General features: G+C 62.7%; 5 protein-coding genes. All 5 read left to right on the plus strand.

Features of this window, described 5'->3' with window-relative positions; genetic code table 11:
* The first annotated feature begins 521 nt into the window (after nucleotides 1–521).
* The 5 genes from BRA62_RS10730 to cbiQ all read left to right on the plus strand — a co-directional run bounded on the left by BRA62_RS10730 (nucleotide 522) and on the right by cbiQ (nucleotide 4,401).
* Nucleotides 522–1,673: an NAD(P)/FAD-dependent oxidoreductase gene (locus BRA62_RS10730; RefSeq protein WP_292366568.1), complete on the plus strand. Its 1,152-nt coding sequence runs from the start codon at nucleotides 522–524 to the stop codon at nucleotides 1,671–1,673.
* Nucleotides 1,674–1,736: 63 nt separating this feature from the next.
* Complete coding sequence (cbiM, locus tag BRA62_RS10735; protein WP_292366564.1) at nucleotides 1,737–2,375, plus strand: cobalt transporter CbiM; 639 nt, start codon at nucleotides 1,737–1,739, stop codon at nucleotides 2,373–2,375.
* Nucleotides 2,375–2,725: a PDGLE domain-containing protein gene (locus BRA62_RS10740; protein WP_292366565.1), complete on the plus strand. Its 351-nt coding sequence runs from the start codon at nucleotides 2,375–2,377 to the stop codon at nucleotides 2,723–2,725. The genes cbiM and BRA62_RS10740 overlap by 1 nt, the downstream gene beginning before the upstream one ends.
* Before the next feature lie 30 nt (nucleotides 2,726–2,755).
* Nucleotides 2,756–3,589 (plus strand): ATP-binding cassette domain-containing protein, encoded by an 834-nt coding sequence (locus BRA62_RS10745; protein WP_292366566.1) that lies wholly within the window; start codon nucleotides 2,756–2,758, stop codon nucleotides 3,587–3,589.
* The gene (cbiQ, locus tag BRA62_RS10750; RefSeq protein ID WP_292366567.1) at nucleotides 3,586–4,401 is read left to right on the plus strand and encodes a cobalt ECF transporter T component CbiQ; all 816 of its coding nucleotides are present in this window, start codon (nucleotides 3,586–3,588) and stop codon (nucleotides 4,399–4,401) included. Before BRA62_RS10745 ends, cbiQ begins: the two co-directional genes overlap by 4 nt.
* Nucleotides 4,402–4,682: the final 281 nt, after the last annotated feature.

The raw sequence follows: 4,682 nt of genomic DNA on the forward strand, positions 1-4,682 counted from the left end.
TTGTGTTTTTTTTTTTTTTTTTGTTTGTTTTTTTTGTTGTTTTTTCGTGTCTGTCGTCTCCTCCTCCCCTGCCCCCCCCCCCCCCCCCTGTCTCCGACCCTCAAAGTTCCGCACTTGTCACCCCACCCCGCCCGGCCTCCGGCCTCCTCACACGCACCTGACGGTGCTCAAACTCCTTCCCCTCCGGGGAAGTCGTTCCCCGCCCGAGGGGCGGGGGCAGTGCGTGGCGATAGCGACTGGCCGAAGGGCAGGAGCAGGAGAAGACCGAAGGTCTTGGACTTGCGATGGTTTGGGAGAACCAGAGCAGAAGCACTGCCAGGTGTGATAGGGGGCGGGCCGGAGGGCAGGAGATCGAGCACCGGAGGTGTGAGGTGCGCAGTCACCCCAAACCCTCGCTCCCCCCCACCCGCTCCCTTTTAAATCACCGAACGTCCACTCTACTCAGGAACCGGCCCGCCGGCCTGCACCACAGGGACAGGCAGCCGGCGAACCGGGAACCCACTCATGCGGGGCATGATAATCTGGTCTGGGATGTTGTCGTTGTGGGCGCGGGGCCTGCCGGGAGCGCCGCGGCGCGGGCGTGCGCGGAGGAGGGGCTTAAGACGCTCTGTATCGAGGAGCACGGGACGATCGGCTACCCGGTCCAGTGCGCGGGACTGCTCTCCGCGTCTGCTTTTACCGAGTGCGATGTTTCGAAACGCTCGATCCTGAACGAGGTGAGCGGCGCCCGTATGGTCTCGGATCTTGGCGGGGAACTTCTCTTTGATGCGGGGGTCACAAAGGCCTACGTCGTCGACCGGGGCCACCTCGACCGTGAGATGGCACAGAGGGCGGCGGACGCCGGAGCGGAGTTCCGCTTGAAGACCAGCGCGTCGGGCATCAGGGGCACCTCCCTCCTGACCCGGGGCGTCCGCGGCCGCGAGGGGATCCCCTTCCGCCTCCTGATCGCCGCCGACGGGCCGCGGAGCTCCGTCGCCCGCATGCTCGATCTGCAGCGGACGGAGACCTACCTCGCCGGGATTCAGGCGGAGGTGCCCCATGCAATCGACCCGCGCTACGTGGAACTCCACCCCAACGCCTCGCCCGACTTCTTCGGGTGGGTGATCCCGGTCTCGGCGACCCGGGCACGTGTCGGCCTCTGTACCCGGGAGTACGCAAAAGAGCACTTCGACCGATTCATCGCCCGCTACGGGCAAAACTCGCTCCATCTCGTGAGCGGGGTCATCCCGCTCGGGGTTATGCCGCAGACCTATGGCCGCCGGGCACTCATCGTCGGCGACGCGGCGGGGTTCGCCAAGCCCACGTCGGGAGGGGGCGTCTACACCGGTGTCCGGTCGGCGAAGCATGCCGCCGCCGTCGCCGCGGCGTGCTGCGCGCGCGGGGAGTTCGATGACGGGAGCCTCCGGGACTACGAACGGCGCTGGAAGGAAGACTTCGGGAAAGAACTCGACATCGGGATGAAAGCGCTTCACATGCGGCAGAGAATGACGCCGGAGGAGATCGACCGCCTCTGCCGGGCCCTCGACGACCCGGAGATCATCCGGACGATCGTGGAGCACGGCGACATGGACCGGCCGGGCACCCTGCTTCGCAAGCTCGCCCTGAAACCTGCATTGGTCAGGACGATGGGCATACTTTTCGCATCGGGAGTACGTCAGATTCTTACCGGCTGATATAACCCTCGCGCTTAGTAATACATTTATACCTAAACGTAATACAACTCGTCAAGGTGTGTTATGCATATACCTGATGCGTTTATACCGATGGGGCAGGCCCTGATCTACTGGGTCATCGCCCTCGTCTTTATCGCTCTCGCCCTCCGGTGGGCGCGGCGCTCGATGGGAGAGGAGAAGATACCGCTGGTCGCCGTGCTCGCCGCCGGCATCTTTGCCATCCAGGCGTTGAACATCCCCATCCCCTGGGGGACGAGCGGCCACATGGTCGGTGCGGCGCTCGCGGCGATCGTCCTCGGGTCGCCGTTTGCAGGAGTCTTCGTCCTGACGCTGGTGCTCCTCGTGCAGGGCGTCATATTCGGTGACGGCGGCATCACCGTCATGGGCGCGAACATCGTCAATATGGGCGTCGTCGGCGGGTTCGTCGGCTACTATGGCTACGCCGCCGTCAAAGGCGTGATCGGGAATGCGTATGCCGCCGCATTCATCGCCGGATGGGCGTCGCTCTTCATCTCCGCAATCCTCTGTGCGGTCGAACTCGCAATCGCCGGCACGTTCCCGCTTGAACTGGGACTCACCTTCATGGGCACATACCATGCGGTCATCGGCCTCATCGAGGGGGGCATCACCGCGGTTGCTCTCTACCTGATAGCCTCGGCACGGCCCGACATCCTCGAACACCCGATGGGAGTGAGCGCGTAATGGAGACGAAACAGTTTATCATCATCGGCATCGCGATCGCCCTCGTGATCGCGGTTGCGGCGCCGTTCCTCGCATCGGGAGACCCGGACGGGCTTGAGAGCGCGTTCTTCAGCATCTACGAAGCCAAACCCTTCATGGGCAGCGAACTCGATGAGGATGCCGCCGGCGCCGCGGAAGAGCAGGCAATCGCCGCGACCGGAAACGACTTCTCGTATGAAGCGCTCATGCCGGATTACAGCATCCCCGGAATGGATAAGCCCGGAGAGGTGTTTGCGGTCGTGATCGGCACGCTTCTCATGCTGGCACTGGTATTCGTCGTTGCGAAGGCTTCCGCACGGCCCGATAATTAGATACCTGAAAAACTCCCACTTTTTGCTGTTATGCACCTGCTCGAGACCCGCGACCTCACACACATCTATCGCGGCAACGTCCACGCCCTCGAGGGCGTGAACTTCGTCGCAGAGAGGAAGTCCCGCATCGCCGTCATCGGGCCGAACGGTGCCGGGAAGAGCACCCTCTTCAAGCACTTCAACGGCATCCTCAAACCCACGTCCGGCGAGGTGCTGGTCAGGGGCGAACCCATCACGAAGGAGAACGTCCGTGAGGTGCGCAAATTCGTCGGGATCGTCTTCCAGAACCCCGACGACCAGATCTTCTCACCCACCGTGGAGCAGGACGTTGCGTTCGGCCCGACCAACCTCGGCCTCGACGAGGAGACGGTCGCCCACCGTGTCGAGGAGGCCCTGCACCTCCTGGGGATCGAGGAACTGCGCGAGCGCGTGCCGCATCATCTCTCGGGCGGCGAGAAGAAACGGGTCGCCATCGCCGGCATCCTCGCGATGGAGCCGCAGGTGCTGGTGCTCGACGAACCGACTGCGGGGCTCGATCCCCAGGGTGTCGCCGACCTCGTGGCGTTCGTCAACCGGCTGCCCGAGGAGTACGGCATGACGGTGATCTTCTCGACCCACCATCTCGATCTCGTGGCGGAGATGGCGGACTATATCTACGTGATGGACCGGGGAAGCGTCGTGGGCTCCGGGACGGTCGAGGAGGTATTCGCCCGGCCTGAGTTGCTCGCCCGGACAAGGCTCGATGTGCCGCCCATACCGAAACTGATCCGGTCGCTGCAGGAGAGCGGTGTCGCCATCGATATGGCCTACACCTATGAAGACGCGAGGAAGTCGTTCCTCGACGCCTACGCGAGAAGAGAATGATCGACGATCTCTATTTCATCGAGAAGTACGCTTATGGGGCGAGCATCGTCCACCGGCTGGATGCACGGATAAAACTCCTCATAGCCCTCGCCGCCATCGTGGCTGTCGTAGCCGTGCCGTACTCGACAAGGGTCTACGAGGTCGGCGCCGCCCTCTTTGCCCTCTTTGCTCTCCTCTGGGTCTGCTCCCGCCTCTCTCCGGCCGTCTACCTCCGGAGGCTCGCGCTCATCCTGCCGTTCGGGATCTTCCTGGTCGCGTTCCAGGTATTCGTAAAAAATCCATATTACGATGTTTTCCATACGATTGCGACCCTTCCCTTCGGTATCGAGATCTACGCGGAGTCGGTGGAGTTCGCGTCGATCCTCCTCGTGAAGTTCATCGTCAGCATCTCATTCGTCATCCTGCTCTCGTCGACGACGAAGATGCAGGACATGATCGAGGCGGCGGGGAGGCTCGGCCTGCCCCGGGAGTTCACCCTCACGCTCGCGATGATGGTCCGCTACATCTTCGTCTTTGCCGAGATGTTTGGCAGGATACGGACCGCAATGGCGACCCGGTGCTTCGATCCCCTCGACCGCACCCTCCCCTACCGCTATCGGCTGCACCAGGTAGGCTACACGGTCGGGACGATCTTCATCCGGTCCTACGAGCAGGGCGAGCGCACCTACACGAGCATGCTCTGCCGGGGCTACGGGACAAACGCCAGCCTGTATATCAGAAAAAAACCCCTCCGCACCAGAGAGACCGTGTTCTTCGCCGCGACGCTCGGCTTCATCGTGCTCTCTACGGCCGTGATTTATCTGCAGCCGTAATGAGGGCGAGGGCGTCACGGAATCACTTTGACGAGAAGGGGCGATGCCCGCAACACGCACCCGAAGACCGTAGGCCTTCTCAGGCTCCGGATGTTTCGACAGGAACAGGGCTCGATTACCGGAAGGTACGAGCTGCGACAAACAAAGCGACCGAAGCGAGGAGAAGCCCGATCCAGTGGAGCGTGGGAGTATCACGTCTAGGGGTGGGGCTGACGCCGGGGCGACGCAAGCCGTGAACACCAGTGATGACAAGGCACCCATTACAAATGCGCCAACCGCAG

Origin of the sequence: Methanoculleus sp. UBA208 (assembly GCF_002498065.1) — an archaeon.
In the GTDB taxonomy this organism is placed as follows: Archaea; Halobacteriota; Methanomicrobia; order Methanomicrobiales; family Methanoculleaceae; genus Methanoculleus.